Here is a 19,453-nt window from a genome sequence, read left to right as displayed (position 1 = left end):
AGGTGAAATATTAGCGTATACATTATGGCCTTTACTTTATTATTCTGGTTGGCTTGTCTTAAAAGTTATAACCTTTGGTAGTTATCCTCCTAAATCCGATCCAATGTCATTTAATCCAAACAATCATTCAAAGGTTTTTGTTCGTTTTATTGGCTTCTTATTATGGTGCGCGATAGGATTTGTTGTGTTTAAATATCTTTGGTAAATCAAACACATAACAAGCAATTTAACAGTGACAAATAACAGTTGGGTTTTGTTCACTTCGTTCACTATTTTAGCCAACAATTATTTGCCCGTTAATTGGGCGTTAACTTGCTACTCAGAATAAGGATGTAACTAATCGTGGATAATGAAGAGCAACTAGAATTAATACCTGAAAAAATTGTTAAACTAAGGCTTCAATTTATTCATAAGCCTATTAATAAAAAATGGTGGGCTAAAAAATTCCCTTTTCTTGTTCAAAATGATCCTTTTGAGTATGGTCTTAAAATTAAAAACATTGGTACTGAACCATTTTCAGGTGCGTTAATAAAAGAGTTTGCAATTAAAGCGGGAACACTTACTCAACATGCCCTGAAAGCAGTAAAAATTAAACCTCTTAATCCTGGTGAGGAGTTTGATTTATATATAGATAAATATACTCTCTGGCATGAGGGCTCTATCAGCACTAGTTGTACACTAGTTCCTGATAAAAATGGTGAGGTAATCCACACTTACCAACATCATAGGGATCATGATGCAGATGAACTATTCGCTACGCCTAATGAATGGTGGCATGATTATTATTGCCAAAGCCAACAGCAATTATTACAAACCAAAACCAATAACTTAATATTATTGCTAACCACTATTACAGTAGTAGAAGCTATATTCGGTTTAAAGGAATCCTTAAAGTATATTGCAGGTATCGTTGCGTGGAGCTTAAATAAAGTTGAATGGTTGTTTGCGTGGTTAGCAAGTTAACAAGACCTTCAAACGGACAAAATACAGTTGGCTGTTTTCACTCCATTCAACAATTTTAGCCAACTATATTTAGCCGCTTAAGGTGGCGTTAGGTGCTACGGAGTATTTCACACATGTCAAACGATACAGTATTTACAATTCCAATTTATTTGAGAAGTCCTGAACAACACAGCGCTTTAATGGAACAAAAAAAAATAGAATATGTAGGCGGAGTGAGTGACCAGCTTGAAAAACAGCTAAGATCAGATCATTTTGATACATCAGTATTCATTCCTTGGAAGTTTTCTCAAATCGTCGGATATATAGAAATAAATAGAGAATTCTCTGATTTAAAAGCCTATGGTTGGTTTGTAAAAATACGACCGACTTATAAGTCAAAAGATAAAACTATGGAATATCGCGGTAAAGTTGGTGATGTTTCAAAGTTGGACAGAGAAAATGAACAAATAAAGAGTGATATAAAAGAATTTATTGCATCTGTGCCTAGTTTTTCTGACTTGGTAAAAAATAGATATTTAGACACTGAAGCTTTGTTTATTGCTCTTGAATGTATGGACTTTTCCAAGTTGAAACGCACCTAACAAGTGAATAATGTCGCTCGTAAACTAACTGGGACAAATACTCGCTGGCCTGTGGCCGAAGCGCTTACATTAGCCCCATATTCAAAGCGTTACACGTAGAGATAGATCGCGCACTTATAGGAAGTAAATGTGAAACCAGAATTATCAATTAAGTTAGATTACTTGGATGATCGACAAAATCCAGCTGAAATATTCGAAGCTATGGCAGAATATATCAATGCCTATAGAGATTTTGGACAGCTGTTGACTGGATCTGTTGGCTTTAATACTGATTTTGAATTTCAGTTAAATGACATTGAAAAAGGATCGATATTAAGCAAATTATCCGCATTACCGGGAAAAATTGACCAAGTATTTGAAGCTGCTTTCTACAATTCAGGAAATGATCTATTTGATGAACTCACTAATGTTGATATTACTGAGAGTGAAGAACAGGTAGAAGAGCTTGCTGCAGATCTTGAAACATCATTGGTAGAAAATCTTCCTCAGCAAATAGCCGATCCCCACATTGATAGACAGGGGCTTGCAACTGTCCTTGATAAGTTTTCAACTGCCAATCAGAAAATGAAAAAAGGTGAAAGTGTAATACTTAAATCGGGCGGTGAAGATGGCAAAAAGTGTGAATTAAATACTGCTTGGCGCTTTACTGGCAACCCTAAAGACATGTTCCTTGGTGAAACAGAATACAAGGAATTTGAAGATAAACTTTACGTTAAGGTTTCTGTTAATGAGGGACATGCAGTCTGGAAGTTCAAAAGTCTTACATTAGAAAAAACATTCTCAGCTCGTATTATTAATAAAGACTGGCTAGAAAAATATCAAGACGGATTAATACCGCCAATCGGTCCTAAAGATATTATTAAAGCAAATGTAAGCTTAGACTTTTACACTCCGCAAAAAGGTAAAGGCCAACCTCAAATTAGAAACGCAAAAGTCATTAGCATCACAAACATAACTCGTTATGGCGGCCATCAATATGAGCTTACAGATGTTTAGTGCTCAACAAAGAAAAGCTACTTTTGCTGAGCTTAAAGCTGAGTATCTGTTTATTGCCATTCCATTCTTGCTGCTAATTTCTGTAAAACTATATATAGCAACTTGGCAAGAAATAATACTTGCTCCCGAGTGGGCATTAGCTGCGTGCCTAATTTTTGGTCAAATAACGTCAAAAGTGTCTAAAGCTGTTGCTAGCTCTAAAGCGAAAACAAGTGAACAGTATTTTGGCTGGTATACAGCCAAAAGATTTCTTCTAGTTGTTGCATCAATTGCTGCTTATTTTGGTATGTTAGCTAAACCAACGATGACGCTAGGCTTTATCCAGATTTTTATGTTCTTTTTGGCAAGTGTATTTCACTTTAAAGATGGCTTTACTACAAAGCTACTTCAGAAAAACGTGTAATCGGGTAGCCGGAGGTATCTACCCTCCAGCCCCCACAACACCCTGCACCGAAACGGCGGCCCGGACGACCCCGCACAGTGAACACTAATTGGACACCCATCGTAATTTTCTTGAAATTAAAGTGGGTGTCCATACAATTGTTACGCTGATTGGGGAGGCTCAATGGGTATCAAGCTGTTAAACAAGGACAAAAAACAGTTGGCTGTTTTCGTTCCTCAACATTTTAGCCAACAATTTTTTGCCCATTATTAGGGCGTTAGCTTTAAAGTAGGGCTTCGGGCTCATGGATAGAAAAATAATATTGTCAGCTTTATCGGCTTTGCTACTTTCAGCTTGTAATTCTTCGCCTAAAAGCAGTGTCACAAACTATGAGATTACTGGGAATTTGGAATCCCCGAAACCAGCTGGATGTTTATCTGTAGCCGAGTTATCGAACATGCAGAACCCTGTCGATATATTTACTGGGCTTAATGCGTGCTTGACCGACAATAATTACTCGAATGCTGCAGAGCTATATTTTGCCGGCATGTCTTATGGCTTTTTTGATACTAAACGTGTTTCAGATAAAACTGCACATCAAGCGATTAGTGTTCTGCGTATGAATTTGTTCGGTGCGCAATCACAAGATGATATGGATAAATTGCAAACGGCTCTTACAAAATTAAGTTCTGATAATACTGCGATTTGTCAGAGCCTAAGTGATCTAGGGGCACCAGCATATAAGCCAACTTATATGATTCAACATGGAATGGGGGCTTTCACTGGTCAAAGTACTAAAGACGGTTTGGTTGAAGACTTTGATGCTCTAGCGGCTTGGAAAGATGCTTTATCAACTATCGCCAAGTGCGCTTAAAGCTAACAAGTCAATTATGTTCGCCCAACAAGTTGGGCAGGGACGCGCAAACAACGCGCGCCCCATATTGTAGCCTTATGTTTCAATTAAGTCGGTGCACCTAAAATATTACAGTCAATTCTGTAATATATTTCCCTAATTAAAGACTACTAGTTTTGACAATCAGATAACGTTGTCAATTTTAAAAAACAAAGTAGTTAATTTAAAAGGGAAATAGTGATGGAATTTATCGATAGTATTTTGGCAAGTGACAACTATGCATTTATTGGCTTCATATTAATTGGGGTATTTATTCTCTGGTTTCTTCCCGCAATGCTTGCTCTAGCTTTCAATAGAAAGCATTTTAAATATATATTGCTTGCATGTATTCCTGCTGGTTTCTCATTGATTGCATGGGGAGGTGTAATGGTTTGGGCAACAACTGGTAAAGCTATTGGTAAATATGCAAACAAAGCGAATAGTGAAACATAAACATAAACATAAACACTAATTGGACACCCATCGTAATTTTCTTGAAATTAAATTGGGTGTCCAAAGAATTGTTAACGAAAAACATGTCCATATTAAGGCCACTCAGCAATGCATTAATGAGACTCACTAAGTAAACGACTTTGCCCTATCTAAATCAAAGTGGGCCTTGGCCACTTTTAAAAAGTCCATGCCTTAAAATGTATTAATTGGTAGGAACATCTTTTTGCTTGTAGTGACTTTTCACTCTTTAAGTTATGTCATGAGCTTTTGTTATTTTTATGCAAAACTATTAGGCATTCTTAACCTATGATACTTGCCTAATGTGTGGACGTTTAAATGTAACCGACAACCCAGGTGTTATTGGCCTGCTGGGTGTGCTGGGTATTAAAATTGATGTGGGCGAAGTGCCCCTTAGGTTTGAGCGCTTTATTCGGGCGGGTAGCGAGGTTTCAATTGTTAGGCAAGTGGCGCAGCAACGCACTATCGCAAATGCCAGTTGGTGGTTATTGCAGACTTTAGAAGGTGGTATCTTTAAGCCAGATTATAAATGGGCGAGCTTTAACACCCGTTATGACAAGCTTAACAAGCCCCACAGTGCTGGCTATATAGCGTTTAGGCAGTCTCGTTGTATTATCCCTGCGTCTGGTTTTGGCGAAACCGAAGGTAAAGGCCGTGATGCAAACTATACAGACTTTAAAGCCATTAAAGGTGAAGCTATTGCCTTAGGTGGCTTATGCCGAGAATGGGTTAACTCTACTACTGGTGAAACAGCTTTGTCGTGTTCGGTGATAACTTTACCTCCCCATGAAAAGCTCATGCCCTACCACACTAAGGCGAGCCCTCTGATGTTGAGTCAAGATGACGATACTATGAATATGTGGCTTGATCCTAATCTAAAAAATGTCAGTGTATTTGCAGACTTACTAAAGCCTAATATTCCGCAACGTCTTGTAGGGTGTCGTATTGATAAGCCTGCTTCACACCGACCAGTCGATAAACGATTTCTATTAGAAGCAGATATGTAAACGTTACGATAAATTACTATGGGAGAGCTGAGTTGCAGGGGCATGTGCCCCTACTCTATATTTATTCTTTGAGTTCGATTATAGCACTGACTTCGACCGACATATTTCCCGGTAGGCTACTCATACCCACTGCGGCTCGGGCGGCTTTGCCGTCGTCACCGAATGCAGTGACAAATAAATCAGAAAATCCGTTAATGACCTTTGAGTGACCCGTAAAAGAATCTGAGGCATTGACCATTCCAGTTATCTTTAATACTTGTTTTACGTTTGATAGATCACCGGTGGCATATTTTATGGTAGCCAAAGCACACAAGCCAACAAGCTGCGCAGCATCATAGCCTTGTTCGACATTAAGATTGCTACCCAACTTACCTAGTACACTTTTACCTTCACATGCACCGTGGCCAGATAAATACAAGGTATTGCCTGAGCGTCTCCATGTTACATAATTGGCGATGGGCTTGACGGGCGCTGGTAAGGTAAAGCCGGCAGCTTTGATGCGTTGCTCTGGAGTCATCTCTTTAGCTGAAGTTAATAATGGAAATGTTAATCCTAAAGACAACACAGTCGTTAATATAAGCGTTTTCATGATTTTCCTTTTTATAATAATTTTTAGTAAAACAAATACTTAAGCAAGTTTTCGTAGGGCAGAAGTCAATTGGGCGATTTCTGTTGCCGAAACGAAAACCTGTGGCGTGACTCGTATACAGCAACCACTGGCAAGACCCTTTCTAACAACGGTAAATACACCAAATTCGTTTTCTAAGCGCTTTTGTAACTCAGTTACTTCTTCTAAGCTAGTTTTACCTGCTAAACGGAATGCTCCCATACCTGTTGATGATTCTGCATCAGACCCACCTAGTACTTCTATGTGAGGCATTTTTCTCGCTTCTGTCGCCCAAAGGGAATGCAAATAACGTAAACGAGCTTCTTTGTTAGCAGGCCCCATTGATTGGTGAAAGCTTATAGCAGTAGGCACGGTTAAAGTGGCGGCAAAATTGGTCGTTGCCGTGTGGACTCGCTTATACGTTAAGGTATCGTCAGGATCCGTTTCACCAGGGTAAGGTGAAATTTTTGCTAGGCTGCCTTTTTTCATATATAAGGCCCCTACGCCTACAGGGCTGCCAATCCATTTGTGTAAATTAAACCCTGCCCAATCTACATTAAGGTCAGTAATTTTAAAGTCTAACAACCCCCAAGATTGTGCACAGTCACATACTACATCTATGCCTCTTTGTTTGGCTGCGTCTGCAATTTTAGCGACGGGAAGTATCAACCCATGTTGATTGCTCGCATGGGTCAGCAACATCAATTTAAGGTTAGGGTTGCTATCAAACGCGGTAATGTATAAATCGAGAATTTGTTGCTGATTTGCTTGGGGCGGAATAATCACTTCGATGGGTTTTACATTACGTGATTTAGCCAACCACTGCATAGTTTCTTTAAAGCTAGGATAGTCAATATCAGTAAATAAAACGGTTTCGTCCGGTTTAAAGTCGTTGTACTGCCTTAATAAATTATGGATAGATTCGGTAGCATTACGGGTTAGTACAACTTCACCATCTTTAGCTCCTAGGGCTGCTGCAACTTTATTAGCGCTGTCTACTAAATCTTGGTTGTATTCTTTACGAGCATAATAGGATAGTTGAGTATTCACCATTTCGGTGTTTTCAAGGTAGGCAGTTTGTACTGGGCGAGACATTTTGCCCCAGTAGCCATGTTCAAGGTTGACTATGCCTTCAGCTTTGTCATAAAAAAGTGCAACCTTAGCCCAAAATGACTCATCTTTGGCTAGAATTTCGGGGGTGACACCTTTGGGGATTTGCAAAGACTCAAGTGTATTTACAAGAGGCTTAGCGTGAACTAGCTCTGATGCTGCTAGCGAATATACAGCCCCTGCGGTAAGGGTTTTGAGCATACTTCTACGGTTGAAACTTGGTGATTCTGAGCTCATTACTGCACCTTCTTAATTGGTTAATGATAAGACTTTTCTAATTATTATGTTTGAAAAATAGCGACGTGTTGCACAACTCGGTCCATAAACAATGAAGCTGTGGTATTTATCTATAGACTACGCTTAATATATGATGCGCTATTCTAGACAAAACACGCATTTTTTGTCACACTTTTTACATAGCTCAACAACTTGCGAAAGCTGTGCTCTTTCTTTTTTTAGCATTTATTTACTACACATCAGGTAGTTCCTCTACTCCGCTAGCAAGTGCGCTCCAGATTTTTTTAAACTTTAGGAAATATCATGCAAAAAATAATCGTTGTAGGCGGAGGTGCGGGTGGCCTTGAGCTAGTTACGAAGTTAAGTAAAACGCTCGGTAAAAATAAAGAAGCTGACATCATATTGGTTGATCGAAGCCTTACCCATGTTTGGAAGCCCTTACTTCATGAAGTGGCAGCTGGAGTGATTGATAAGAACTCAGATGGCGTTGATTACCGTATTCACGCTGCGCGGCATCACTACGACTTTCAGTTAGGCAACATGAGTCATATAGACCATGTAAAAAAGACTATTCATTTAGATCAAATGCCAGATGAAAATGGTGATATTTTATTACCAGAGCGTACTTTAAACTACGATACGTTGGTGTTAGCCATTGGTAGTGTTAGCAATGACTTTGGCACCCCGGGCGTAGCTGAAAATTGCTACTTATTAGACTCTTTAAAACAGGCTGAGCGATTCCATAAAGCTTTGCTTAATCAATTGGTTAAGATTAACCAGTTAAGTGATTCTGACTCTAGCTTAAAAGTGGCGATTGTAGGCGGAGGGGCAACGGGAACCGAGCTTGCTGCACAACTTCATCATGTTGCTAACCTTGCCCGCTCTTACGGAATGCCAAACATGTCAGCTGAACGCCTGCAAGTTTCTATCATTGAAGCAGGCCCTCGCATCTTGCCAGCTCTACCCGAGCGCATAACCAATTCAGCAAGAGCAGCATTACATAAGCTCGGTATAAAAGTGTTAGAAAATACGCGAGTAGCAAGCGCTCAAAAAGAAGGCTTTGTTACCAGTGAATCTAACCTGCTCGAAGCAGACTTAATGGTTTGGGCAGCAGGTGTTAAAGCCCCAGATTTTATTCAGGGGTTAGATATTTTTGAAACTAACCGTGCACAACAAATCCTCGTAACAAATCAATTACAGAGTACATTAACCGGCGATATTTATGTCATTGGTGATTGCTGTGGCTTTCAACAAGAGGATGGCTCTTGGGTGCCGCCAAGAGCACAATCAGCTCATCAAATGGCGAGCTTAGTTGCAACGAATTTAATTAATGTTCAGCAGTCTAAACCTTTAAAGTCGTATAAATATAAAGACTATGGATCATTAGTTCATCTAAGTAAGTACAGTACTGTGGGTAGTTTAATGGGTAGTCTTAGCAGTAGCAGTATGTTTGTTGAAGGTAAGTTAGCTCGTTTAGTTTATATTTCGCTATACAATATGCACCAATTTGCCGTTCATGGTTGGCTCAAAGGAACCCTAGTATTGTTGAGTAGAAAGGTCAGTAATATTGTGGGACAAAAACTGAAACTACATTGATACATGTAAATTAAATATTGGATTGATAAAAAAAGGCTTACCTATGTATGCCTTTTTTTATCAGCGAATTACAGCACAGAGCAGGCTGAACAAGAATTATTTTTAGGGATGATAAATGTTTGCCATTGCATACTTTTACCATCAAACATCATTAACTTATTCGTTAATGGTTGACCAAAATCAGTCAATATTTTTACGCACTCTAGCGCCTGCATAGCCCCCACAACACCTACGATAGGAGACATAACTCCAGCTTCAACGCATGTGAGATCTTGCTGGATAAACATATCACTTAGGCACTGATAACATGAGTTGTTTGCGCCAGGTAAAAAACTTGATAACTGGCCTTCCATTCTTATTGCTGCCCCTGAAACCAATGGTTTTTTCTGATTTATACACACTTGATTTAATTGATTACGTGTTTCAACATTATCACTGCAGTCAATGACAATATCATGCTTGTTAACGTGTTCACTTAGGTCATCGTCTGACAACCGCTGCTGAATAAGGTTAATGCTGGCGTCGCTATTTAAGGCTGTTAATGTACGCTTTGCAGATACGCATTTATTGAGCCCTACACTCGATTCGGTGTGTAAAACTTGACGCTGTAGATTTGAAGTTTCAACCTCATCGTCATCTACTAGTGTTATTAGACCCACACCTGACGAAACTAAATACTGAGCAGCTGCACACCCTAACCCACCCACACCAATTTGTAATACTTTACTGTTGAGCAATATCTCTTGTTTATCTAAATCAAAACCAGAAAGTAAAACTTGCCTACTGTAGCGCATGGCATTAGCTGGCGTGAGCTGCTTCACCACTTAGTAAGACCCTCTTTGCTGTTGCACAAACTCTATAAATTCTTGCTCAGGTAATGGGCGACTAAAGAAATAACCTTGTATTTCATCACACCCCATAGATTTTAATATATTAAGTTGCTCTTGCTCTTCAACTCCTTCTGCAATCAAAGTAAGGCTTAGGTTACGACCTAATTCGATAATAGTTCTTACAATGGATTGATCTGCATTTTCGTGCTGAATATTACGTACAAATGATTGATCTATTTTAAGCTTATCAATATTGAACTTTTTCAAATAACTCAAAGACGAATAACCGGTTCCAAAATCATCAATAGCAAGTTTGACTCCCAATTTTTTCAAGGACTCTAGCGTAGCTATAGTTTCTTGCTCATTGTAGATGATAACTCCCTCAGTAATTTCTAACTCAAGGTTTTTAGAGGGTAAGCCTGTGTCTTCTAATACGTGTTGCACTTTCGCTAGAAAATCTTTGCGACCAAACTGTAATGGTGAAATATTAACTGCTATGACTAAGTCTTCTAACCCTAGGTCTACTAGATTTCGCGCTTTTTGGCATGATGTATGTAAAATCCAATCTCCTAAAATATCAATAAGACCTGCTTTTTCAGCCAAAGGAATAAACTCTGCAGGGGACATCCATTCGGCGTTCCGCTGCCAACGAATTAACACCTCAGCCCCTGTCACTTTTCCAGTCCGTAAATCTAGCTGAGGCTGAAAATACAATTCGAAATTCGCATTAGATATTGCAAGCCGCATATCTTCAATCAATTGTTGTTGATAACGAAGTCTTTCGCCCAACTCTGGGTTAAAAACTATATGCCTTTTATCTTCGCTGCTTGCGGATTTATCCAAGGCGGCCAAAGCACTTTTATGTAAGCTTGAGTAATCATTACCATGAGCAGGGAAACAAGAAAAACCATAATCAAGCCTAACTTCATAGTGACAATAAAAAGAAGTGTTCGATACTTTTTCTTCTATTTCTCTGACCAATGAATAAATCTGTCCTTTATTTGCATTTTGTTTACTTATTAATGCAAAACTCTTTTCACCAAGGTGATAAACACTACACTCGAGTACGTTAAATCCACATATTATTTCTCGAATGACATCCGCAACCTCGTTCATTACTGTCGAGGCAGCAGTTAGTCCTTGTCCTGTTAATAATTGGCTAAAGGAGCGTATTTCTAATAATCCAAAAGAAAACTCTTGGCTACTCTGACATAAATCAGCAACTGTTTTTTCTAACTCATATCGATTTTTCAAGCCAGTTTCAGGGTCATGACTTGCACGATACGACAGTTCTTTTTCTACCGCTTTACGGGCAGTTATATCCGTTAAATGAATATCCCACTCTTTACGATCTTCAAGGCTGTACAAGTTACATTGAAAGAATAACTGATTAATTTGGTATTCAAATGAAGTTGACTGAGTATCTACATCTGCCATTATTTCATCTTGGTAAAATTTTATATTATTATCAACAAGTAGATGAGTCTGCCCAACAGGCAGCGATAAGCGCTTTAACAACAGACCACATGCAGGATTGGCGTAAGTGACGTTATTTTGGTGATCTAAACTGAATACGGGGTTGGGGTTACGGCTTGGAAAAAGTGATAGACGTTGTGTATCAACATTATTTGCTTTAAAAATAGCAATCGCTTTAACGATGACGTAGCTTATTATAAAAGTAGCAATGCCATATAGGAGTACAAATAACTTAACGTTACTAACTCCAGTTAAGATTTCGTTTTTTGAATTACCAACTTTTAGGTCCACGAAATCAATTAAAGACTGCAACTCTTGCTTGGTGGCAATTCTAATCTTACTTATTGTGTTTAAATACTCCGCAGTTAACTGTTTATTCGCGTCTTTTTTTTCAATGTAACCAAGCAATTGGCTGTTTACTCTATTAAGCTCCTTTAGATTATTGACAACAATTTTTAAAGATGGATTATCTCCTAAATTGATGACTAACGTATCTATAACCTTATTAGGTTTTTGAAAAACAGCCTGGTTTGTTACTTTTTCATCTCTGCTATTTTCTAAAGTTAACGTTGCATTAAGAAAGCGTTCTTGCTCAATTAAATAATTATTTAACTCGTTCAAAAGTTTGTAAGTCGAAATATATTCTGTGGCTAAATGCTGTGTATTTTCAGCAATGTTATTCCCTTTCAGATACACAGAAGCAGTCACAAATAGACCTAGCGTCAAAACGACGGCAAAGATAATATTGACCAAGGTTTGCGAACCTTGATTAAAAATGTTTTTTAGCAAAATAACGGTTCCAGTAGCGCCAAATAAAGAAGCTATTTGTTGGGTTATAAAGATTTGAGCCAGTGCAATTACTGGCTCAAATCTAATCATAGCTATCTTGGTGGAAACATGCCACCTGGGCCACCCGGTGGCATCATACCTTTCATATTACGCATCATTTTTTTCATGCCACCACCTGACATTTTTTTCATCATTTTCTGCATTTGGGTAAACTGCTTCAGCATTCTATTTACATCTTGAATTTGAGTACCCGAACCAGCTGCAATTCTGCGCTTACGCCCGCCTTTAATCACATCTGGTCTTGCCCTTTCGCCAGGTGTCATAGAATTGATTATAGCTTCCATTTGGTTAAAAGATTTGTCATTTGCTTTATCTTTAACCTGCGCTGACATATTTCCCATTCCGGGCATTTTATCCATAAGAGACATCATGCCGCCCATGTTGCGCATTTGCTCTAATTGTTCTTTGAAGTCTTGTAAGTCAAACCCCTTACCTTTTTGAACTTTCTTAGCTAATTTTTGAGCTTTAGCTTTGTCTACTTTGCGTTCAACTTCTTCTATTAAACTTAATACATCACCCATCCCTAAGATACGGGATGCTATGCGCTCTGGATGGAAAGCTTCTAGGGCATCTAATTTTTCGCCCATCCCCATAAACTTAATGGGCTTGCCAGTAATATGCCTGACAGATAAAGCAGCCCCGCCTCTGGCGTCACCGTCCGCTTTGGTTAATATAACCCCTGTTAAAGGCAAGGCATCATTAAAGGCTTTTGCTGTGTTAGCAGCATCTTGACCTGTCATGGCATCAACAACAAATAGGGTTTCGATAGGATTAATGGCTTGATGTAATGCTTGAATCTCTTGCATCATTTCGCCATCAACATGCAAACGACCAGCTGTATCCACAAGCAGTACATCAAAAAATTGCTTACGTGCAAAATCTATCGCAGCATTAGCTATATCTATAGGTTTCTGGTCGGCACTTGATGGAAAAAACTCAACACCAACATCATTTGCTAATGTTTCAAGTTGCTTAATTGCAGCAGGGCGATAAACATCAGCACTAACAACTAATACTTTCTTCTTTTCACGCTGCTTTAACATAGCGGCTAATTTACCGACACTGGTAGTTTTACCCGCACCTTGTAAACCTGCCATTAACACAACAGCTGGGGGCTGCGCAGCAAGATTTAAGGATTCATTAACCTGCCCCATGACTGACTCGAGTTCAGATTGAACAATTTTAATGAAAACCTGACCTGGGTTTAGACTTTTACTAACTTCAGTCCCAACTGCGCGCTCTTTTACTTGCGCGATAAATTCACGCACGACAGGTAATGCTACGTCAGCCTCTAGCAATGCCATGCGCACTTCGCGCAAAGTGTCTTTTATATTGTCTTCAGATAAACGCCCTTTACCACTAATATTTTTTAGCGTTTTACCTAATCTGTCACTTAGATTTTCAAACATGCTTTGTATTACCTAAAGTTTACTAATTACTTTTATTATATCGAAGATAGTTACAGATAAGAATGCTCAAAAGCATTTCTCGTAACAGAAAATGTATGTAACCTTTGAAATGTTATTAAAGCTATGTCATGTAAGCAAAATTAGTGTTAATTTTAACAACTTAGATTTTTATTAAAATGTTGTAAGTCATAATGCTGATAACGCACTGTCGTTACGTCCCATTGAACAAGCCAGAGAGTTTAAGATGTTACTAGATGTACTTTGTTTTGTGTTTTATCTGATAGCATCAGCAATAGTGGTTGCTGGTATGTTTGATAAAAAAGGCCCAAACAAAGCGTTAGCTACAGTTAGTGTTGTTGTCGCAATAATATTACATGCATATATTCTAAGACTTGGTGTGTTTTTGTCTCCAGGTCAAAACATGAGTATGCTCAATGTAGCTTCACTTATTGGATGGTTGATCAGTGTCACTATGTTGGTAACGTCATTTAAACTACCTAACACTATTCTGTTACCGGTGATATACGGTTTTAGTGGTTTAATTGTTATAGCCAACACTCAATTACCCAGCGCTCATATGATGAATGTAGGTATAAAACCAACGTTACTTATTCATATCGGTCTGTCTTTGTTTGCTTACGCAAGTTTATCTATTGCATTTTTATATACTTTGCAATTGTCGTATATCAACTTACGTCTTAAAGAAAAGAAAGCCTCCTTGCTTCACTCTTCTTTACCTCCGCTTATGGCGGTAGAGAATATTTTATTTAAGTTACTATTAGTCGGTACGGTTTTACTCACCTTATCTTTGATCACTGGTTTTATGTTTTTAGATGACATGTTTGCCAAGGAACAAGCGCATAAAACGATACTGGCACTGATAGCGTGGGTTACTTATAGCGTGATAGTGATTGGCCACTGGCTGTATGGTTGGAGAGGTAGATGGATTATTACTTCAAGTATATTAGCTGCTGCATTATTAACCCTCGGATATTTTGGTAGCCGTTTTGTCAGAGAAGTCTTACTTAACTCTTGATTAGAGGCTAAATTGCCCTTACAGTTGCAACCTTAATTTCTTTATAGGATTTCCATAGTTGGACGACATCGCCACTAGTAGTTTATTTATTATTCTCGGCGTTTTAATTTTACTCTCAGCTTATTTTTCAAGCTCAGAAACGGGCATGATGTCCATTAATAGATACCGTCTTAAACACCTTGAAAATGAAGGTCACAAAGGCGCTATTCGCGTACAAAAATTACTACAAAGACCTGATAGACTGATTGGTTTAATACTCATTGGCAATAACTTGGTTAACATTGCAGCTGCGTCTGTAGCGACCATTCTATGTTTAAGATTGTTTGGAGAGTTTTGGGGCCTAATTGCTGCAAATATTGGCTTAACTATTGTGATTTTAATCTTTGCAGAAGTTACTCCTAAGACGTTAGCTGCACTTTATCCCGAAAAAATATCTTTCCCTAGCTCCATTATTTTACTTCCACTGATGTTTATACTTTATCCGTTTGTCTACCTGATAAATGGTATTTGTAATGGCTTATTAGCGATAATTCGAGTTAACCCCAGAAATAACGATGGTGAAAACTTAAGCAGAGAAGAACTAAGAACCGTGGTTCACGAAGCTGGCACATTAATCCCTAAAAAGCACCAAGACATGTTAGTGGGCATTCTTGATTTAGAAAAGGTAACAGCTGAAGATATTATGGTGCCTCGAAGCGATATCGTAGCTATCGACATCAATAATGAATGGAAAGATATTCAACGGAGGCTAGTCAACGCTCAACACACCCGAGTGTTACTTTATCGTGACAGCATAGATGATGCGGTAGGGTTTGTACATGTTCGAGATGCTTTAAGGTTATTGTCTAAAGATCAATTTACAAAAGCCACCTTACTTAGAGCAGTAAGAGATATTTACTTTACGCCAGAGTCGACGCCTCTACATACCTTAATGTATAAATTTCAAGCAGCTAAAGAAAGAATAGGGCTAGTAGTAGATGAATACGGTGACATTCAGGGGTTAGTAACTTTGGAAGATATTCTTGAAGAAATTATTGGTGACTTCACCACTAGTTTTCTACCTGACCATAGTAAAGAAGCTAACTTGCAACAAGACGGCAGCTTTTTAATAGATGGAAGCGCCAATATCAGAGAGTTAAATAAAGAACTAGATTGGAGTTTCCCAACTGAAGGTCCAAAAACCTTGAACGGTTTAATATTAGAATACCTCGAAGATATACCTGAAACTAATATCAGTTTGCGAATCGCTGGCTATCCTATAGAACTAATTGAAATGAAAGACAATATGGTAAAAACAGTGAGAGTATTGCCAGAATATTACCGCGAAGAGCCAGCTTTTACTTCTGATTAGTCATCTTTGAATTGTTATCTTTTATTTGGCGATTTTGTTTGATTTTGCTTTTTAAGTGTTCAACTTTGTCATTAAGATTTGTCAGGCGATCCATAATACCCTGTAGCTCATCATCATGAGTCAGTTTTGATTCTACAACCTCGTTCTCTAACACCTGTTGTAAATATGCAGGTAAACTTTTATTTATCATAATAATGATATCGGTTAACCCTACAAATTCTTAAGGATAAAATTTGCACAAAATATTATGAAAGTGTATTTCACCTTAAGGGTGAAATGTATCTCCCCGAATCCCATTTCTATCGACAGGATTATATTCGAAAACCACAGTACTAGACGTATCAAATAACATTGATTTTTTGCTTTTATTTATCTCTTCTAAAAAGTAACAAACAAAGGGCATATGGCTTATAATCAAAATAGTTTTAAAAGCGGGAGTTTGTGATATTAAGGTATCTAAATAGTCGTGAAATAAAGCAGGATCACCGTTTGGGACAACATCAGGTGCATCAATTTTTTTAACAACATTTACCACTGAAAATAACTCATCATAGGTTTGCTGAGTCCTCAAAAAAGGGCTTACCAGTGCTAAATCAATTTTGGTTTTCTCACCTAATTTTTTTGCTAACCAATTACTTGCATCAGATACTTGCTGTTTACCTAAAGCAGTCAAAGCCCTAGTTTCATCTGGCTTACTTAGTACTTCAGCTTGTCCGTGACGCATTATCACTAACTTCATATTATTGATTTAATTTTTTATTTTTTCTAATAGTACAATAAAAATGTCATGAAAAATGTTTAGAAAGTGATTATCTATAAAAAATTGGTTTATGCTTACAAGTTGTAATGTCAAGGAAAGTATATTTTGTATAAAAGTGCCTATGATAAACGCCAATATAAATTCATAGAATTACCAAATGGTTTAAAGGTTTTATTGGTTCAAGATATCCATACCAACAAAAGTGCTTGCTCTATTACGGTGAAAGCGGGGCACTTTAACGATGATTGCGACTGCCACGGTATCAGTCACTTACTAGAGCATATGCTTTTTCTAGGAAACCATGCATTCCCTGTCGCCAATGCATTTTCAGAATTCTTAGCTAGTCATAATGGAAGTATAAATGCCTCTACTGGTACTGAGTTTACAAGTTATTTTTACGATGTAAATTCTAATACAAACGCAGAAGACATCGGCTTAAAACACCTAAGTGCGATGATTTTAAAGCCTAAGTTTGATGAAAAATTCATTGAAAAAGAATTAAAAGTAATTGATGCAGAGTTTTTATTAAAACAAAAAGATGATTTAAGACGCTTATACCAAGTGCATAAAGAAACCTGTAACCCTGCGCATCCTTTTAGTAAGTTTTCTGTGGGCAATTTAGAGAGCTTCTCAGCATTTTCGAACTCTGAATTAAAAGAAAAAATTCAACGCCTCCACCAAACCTATTATCAACCACACAATACTGCTTTATGTTTAATTTCTAAGCATGAAATTGGCACTTCTGAATTGCTAATACAAAAACATTTTGGTCAATGGGATGCAACTACACCGATTTCTGGTACTAAGCACCCTAGTTTGTATTTGCCGGAGAATTTAGGAATACAGATTGATATCAAACCCATTCAACGCGCTCAAAGAATGATATTGACATTCCCATTACCCGCTCAAGATAAACACTTTAGAAGTAAGCCACTAAGTGTCTTGAGTCATATATTAGGTGATGAAGGAGATGGCGGACTATTGAGCTTTTACAAACAAAAAAATTGGGCCACAACCCTAAGCGCAGGCGGTGGAATTGAAGGCAGCAGTTTTAAAGACTTTAACATTAATCTGCAATTGACTAATGAAGGAATTAAAAATCAAGACAACATAATTTCGGCTTTATTCGCTTTTATTCAACTTATTAAGGAAGAAGGCGTTAGCAATTGGCGCATTCAAGAAATTTGCCTTCTCAACCAATTAATGTGGGACTTCACTGACCAAGCAAAGCCTATAGATGAAGTTCAAGAGTTAAGTGTGGCAATGTTTGAATACCCGGAGGAGTATGTGCTTTGCGGAGATTATATACTCGATAAACCTAGCCCAGCACTTACAATTCAGATGTTGGAGTATTTCACCCCTGAAAACCTGAGGTTAAAAGTGATTACGCCAGATGTCACCACTAGTCTAATCGCTAAGTGGTATAACACTCCTTATGATGTTAAAAAACTAAAACTTGAAATCGAAATATATAAATCACAGTACTACTCTAATTTTAAATTGCCCGATGTAAATAAATTCATACAGCCGCCTTCTAAACATAATGATGTTAATCATAACTATCATCTCCCACAAGAAATAGTTAGCGAAGCCGGGCTCCATATTTGGTACGGACAAGACGATAAATTTAAGCAACCTAAAGGACATTGTTATTTAACCTTTGATTGCCCCATTGTGAATCAAGGCATTGAAATAGTTGCGGCTAAGCGGCTTTGGATTTCATTATTAAATGAAAGATTAAATCAAAAATATTATCAGGCCAATATGGCTGGAATTCACTTTCATTTATACCCCCATCAAGGAGGGTTCTCTATACAAACTAGTGGGTTTAGTAAGCCACAACTTGAGTTTTGTAGTACCCTTTTAACTGAAATCATAGTAGATGATAATTTTGAAAGCAGATTTCAACAAGTAAAGAATAAACAACTTAATGGCTTATCAAATACACTGCTTAACAAACCAATAAACAGGATGTTTTCCAGACTAGCAGTTCTCATGCAACAACAAAATTATCCACCAGAACAGTTGGCATTAAATATAAATAATTTAGAGTTAAGCGACGTAAAAATGACGAAAGAGAAATTACTTAGTCGTTTTCATTTAGAAGGCTTGATTTATGGCGACTGGACATATTCTGATACGGTGAAAGTGGTTAAAGATATAAAAGACTTTCGAAATAAGTACCAAACGACTGACAAAATTACAAGAGGGGTAGCTGACATACGAACACTAGCCACACAAGTCCACCAAGTCGACTGTGAACATCCAGATGCAGCCGTAGTGTTATATTTCCAAGCCCCAGACTCAACCATAAAAACCAATGTACTAACTATTTTAACAGAGCAATTATTAGCCACACCATTTTTTCATGAACTGCGCACCACGCAACAACTAGGCTATTTGGTTGGTACTGGATTTGTTCCCTACAACAATCACCCAGGGATCAGCTTTTATATTCAATCTCCACACAAAACTGTCAGTCAACTCATAGAAGCAATTAACACATTCCTTGTAGCGATGCTTGAAGGTATAAAAGAATATGAGAATATTTGGAAAATGATCAAAAATGGCGTCATTAAACAATTAATGCAAAAAGACACCAATTTAAATATGAAAAGTCAGCATTTATGGATGGCAATTGGTAATGGAAATTTAACATTTAATCATAATGAAAAAATGGTAGAAGCTATTGTTAAACTTGAATTTACAGACCTAAAACATTATTTAGTCGATATGGTGTCAAGACAGAATTTTGGAGAATTTTTGTTGTATAGTGGCGACTTAAATGATCACCCTACTTTTATTAAGGCTGCTAATATTTCTAATATTCAGAGGTTTAAATCAGAAACGATTTACCTTTAACGCCACCATTAACCGCATAAAAACTACACAAATCAGCT

The 19,453-nt window shown here is 37.7% G+C and carries 18 protein-coding genes; 12 read left to right on the top strand and 6 right to left on the bottom strand.

Annotation, left to right across the window (positions count from 1 at the left end):
• The 8 genes from ABJD71_RS08775 to ABJD71_RS08740 form a co-directional block, all read left to right on the top strand.
• Window positions 1–205 (top strand): hypothetical protein (locus tag ABJD71_RS08775; protein WP_348167565.1); only part of this gene is annotated, 205 nt, incomplete at its 5' end.
• A gap of 137 nt (window positions 206–342) precedes the next feature.
• Entirely contained in the window at window positions 343–963 is a 621-nt protein-coding gene (locus tag ABJD71_RS08770) for a hypothetical protein (protein WP_348167562.1), read from the top strand.
• Window positions 964–1,076: 113 nt separating this feature from the next.
• Window positions 1,077–1,544: a hypothetical protein gene (locus tag ABJD71_RS08765; protein ID WP_348167559.1), complete on the top strand. Its 468-nt coding sequence runs from the start codon at window positions 1,077–1,079 to the stop codon at window positions 1,542–1,544.
• 129 nt (window positions 1,545–1,673) lie between these two features.
• The gene (locus ABJD71_RS08760) at window positions 1,674–2,540 is read left to right on the top strand and encodes a hypothetical protein (protein WP_348167556.1); all 867 of its coding nucleotides are present in this window, start codon (window positions 1,674–1,676) and stop codon (window positions 2,538–2,540) included.
• Window positions 2,521–2,943: a hypothetical protein gene (locus ABJD71_RS08755; RefSeq protein WP_348167553.1), complete on the top strand. Its 423-nt coding sequence runs from the start codon at window positions 2,521–2,523 to the stop codon at window positions 2,941–2,943. The genes ABJD71_RS08760 and ABJD71_RS08755 overlap by 20 nt, the downstream gene beginning before the upstream one ends.
• Before the next feature lie 283 nt (window positions 2,944–3,226).
• Window positions 3,227–3,796, top strand: a complete 570-nt coding sequence (locus ABJD71_RS08750) for a hypothetical protein (protein ID WP_348167550.1) — start codon at window positions 3,227–3,229, stop codon at window positions 3,794–3,796.
• A 219-nt stretch (window positions 3,797–4,015) separates the two neighbouring features.
• Entirely contained in the window at window positions 4,016–4,267 is a 252-nt protein-coding gene (locus tag ABJD71_RS08745; RefSeq protein WP_348167547.1) for a superinfection immunity protein, read from the top strand.
• Between the two features lie 320 nt (window positions 4,268–4,587).
• Window positions 4,588–5,292, top strand: coding sequence for an SOS response-associated peptidase family protein (locus ABJD71_RS08740; RefSeq protein WP_348167544.1), 705 nt, complete (start codon window positions 4,588–4,590; stop codon window positions 5,290–5,292).
• A 61-nt stretch (window positions 5,293–5,353) separates the two neighbouring features.
• Here ABJD71_RS08740 and ABJD71_RS08735 read toward each other — a convergent pair whose 3' ends face one another.
• Both ABJD71_RS08735 and ABJD71_RS08730 read right to left on the bottom strand, forming a co-directional pair.
• A complete protein-coding gene (locus ABJD71_RS08735; protein WP_348167541.1) occupies window positions 5,354–5,881 on the bottom strand; it encodes a RidA family protein in 528 nt (175 codons plus the stop codon).
• Window positions 5,882–5,920: 39 nt separating this feature from the next.
• Window positions 5,921–7,246 (bottom strand): aminotransferase class V-fold PLP-dependent enzyme, encoded by a 1,326-nt coding sequence (locus ABJD71_RS08730; protein WP_348167538.1) that lies wholly within the window; start codon window positions 7,244–7,246, stop codon window positions 5,921–5,923.
• A 303-nt stretch (window positions 7,247–7,549) separates the two neighbouring features.
• Here ABJD71_RS08730 and ABJD71_RS08725 point away from each other — a divergent pair, with 303 nt between their 5' ends.
• Window positions 7,550–8,842 carry an NAD(P)/FAD-dependent oxidoreductase gene (locus ABJD71_RS08725; RefSeq protein ID WP_348167535.1) on the top strand — a complete coding sequence of 431 codons (1,293 nt, stop codon included), beginning with the start codon at window positions 7,550–7,552 and terminating at the stop codon, window positions 8,840–8,842.
• A gap of 68 nt (window positions 8,843–8,910) precedes the next feature.
• Here ABJD71_RS08725 and moeB read toward each other — a convergent pair whose 3' ends face one another.
• The 3 genes from moeB to ffh are packed head-to-tail and all read right to left on the bottom strand — an operon-like array spanning window position 8,911 to window position 13,406.
• Window positions 8,911–9,663 carry a molybdopterin-synthase adenylyltransferase MoeB gene (gene moeB, locus ABJD71_RS08720; RefSeq protein WP_348167586.1) on the bottom strand — a complete coding sequence of 251 codons (753 nt, stop codon included), beginning with the start codon at window positions 9,661–9,663 and terminating at the stop codon, window positions 8,911–8,913.
• Between the two features lie 3 nt (window positions 9,664–9,666).
• Window positions 9,667–12,027, bottom strand: coding sequence for a bifunctional diguanylate cyclase/phosphodiesterase (locus tag ABJD71_RS08715; RefSeq protein ID WP_348167532.1), 2,361 nt, complete (start codon window positions 12,025–12,027; stop codon window positions 9,667–9,669).
• A 2-nt stretch (window positions 12,028–12,029) separates the two neighbouring features.
• The gene (gene ffh / locus ABJD71_RS08710; protein WP_348167529.1) at window positions 12,030–13,406 is read right to left on the bottom strand and encodes a signal recognition particle protein; all 1,377 of its coding nucleotides are present in this window, start codon (window positions 13,404–13,406) and stop codon (window positions 12,030–12,032) included.
• A gap of 244 nt (window positions 13,407–13,650) precedes the next feature.
• Here ffh and ccsA point away from each other — a divergent pair, with 244 nt between their 5' ends.
• Both ccsA and ABJD71_RS08700 read left to right on the top strand, forming a co-directional pair.
• Window positions 13,651–14,442 carry a cytochrome c biogenesis protein CcsA gene (gene ccsA / locus ABJD71_RS08705; RefSeq protein WP_348167525.1) on the top strand — a complete coding sequence of 264 codons (792 nt, stop codon included), beginning with the start codon at window positions 13,651–13,653 and terminating at the stop codon, window positions 14,440–14,442.
• 58 nt (window positions 14,443–14,500) lie between these two features.
• The gene (locus tag ABJD71_RS08700; RefSeq protein ID WP_348167522.1) at window positions 14,501–15,793 is read left to right on the top strand and encodes an HlyC/CorC family transporter; all 1,293 of its coding nucleotides are present in this window, start codon (window positions 14,501–14,503) and stop codon (window positions 15,791–15,793) included.
• Window positions 15,794–16,058: 265 nt separating this feature from the next.
• Here ABJD71_RS08700 and sixA read toward each other — a convergent pair whose 3' ends face one another.
• Window positions 16,059–16,532, bottom strand: a complete 474-nt coding sequence (gene sixA, locus ABJD71_RS08695; RefSeq protein WP_348167519.1) for a phosphohistidine phosphatase SixA — start codon at window positions 16,530–16,532, stop codon at window positions 16,059–16,061.
• Between the two features lie 126 nt (window positions 16,533–16,658).
• Here sixA and ABJD71_RS08690 point away from each other — a divergent pair, with 126 nt between their 5' ends.
• A complete protein-coding gene (locus ABJD71_RS08690; RefSeq protein ID WP_348167516.1) occupies window positions 16,659–19,415 on the top strand; it encodes an insulinase family protein in 2,757 nt (918 codons plus the stop codon).
• Window positions 19,416–19,453 lie beyond the last annotated feature (38 nt).

The sequence above is a fragment of the Paraglaciecola sp. genome (assembly GCF_039943935.1).
Lineage (GTDB): Bacteria > Pseudomonadota > Gammaproteobacteria > Enterobacterales > Alteromonadaceae > Paraglaciecola.
This window is presented reverse-complemented; position numbering and strand designations above follow the sequence as displayed.